Source organism: Cryptosporangium minutisporangium, from assembly GCF_039536245.1.
GTDB lineage: Bacteria > Actinomycetota > Actinomycetes > Mycobacteriales > Cryptosporangiaceae > Cryptosporangium > Cryptosporangium minutisporangium.
Genome location: NZ_BAAAYN010000140.1, coordinates 1 through 611 on the forward strand (window position 1 = coordinate 1; position 611 = coordinate 611).

Sequence of the window (611 nt, forward strand, 5' to 3'; positions counted from 1 at the left end):
TTTCTTCCTCCTGACGCTGTTTTACCTGTGCCGGGGTAAGAACATCTGTCACCGACACATAAACCGGCTTCTGTCCGGTCTCTTTCGGGAAACGAATAACGGCCTCACGGGAGTTACCACCGGCTGTAAAACCAGCCGGACGTGAATCACCTTTTTCAGCAACAATGCCTTTTGGCGGGGCTTTCGCTGTCGGAACACCTTTCGGTACGCTCACCTGCAGAGACGGGAGACCCGGAATCGACACACTGAATACCCCCGGACGTTTTGTCGGTTTCGCATCCACCACAGGGACACTCATTGGCCGACCTGCGACAACCGCAATATGCTGCCGCTCATCCTTCACCACATCCACAACCCGTTGTCTGACACGAACCGTCGCCTGGTCCAGTGGTAAAGTACTTGCCGGAGTCTCCGTCACCGCATCGGCCGGTAATGACGTCATAATTTTTGACATCATTTTCGGATCATCTTTTGCAATCTCAGAAGGCAGCACACCGTAGATCGCAATCCCCCACAGACCAAACTTAAACGGCCCCTTCAGGGCAGCCAGCACATCAGCAACGGCGGCCGACAACGCATCGCCGGAAACTGATAAAGCCAGTCCTTCAGCC

At 54.7% G+C, this 611-nt stretch carries 1 protein-coding gene; it reads right to left on the reverse strand.

Features of this window, described 5'->3' with window-relative positions; translation table 11 throughout:
- Positions 1–611: colicin-like bacteriocin tRNase domain-containing protein (locus ABEB28_RS42875; RefSeq protein WP_345734056.1), on the reverse strand; the 611-nt coding region annotated here is incomplete at both ends.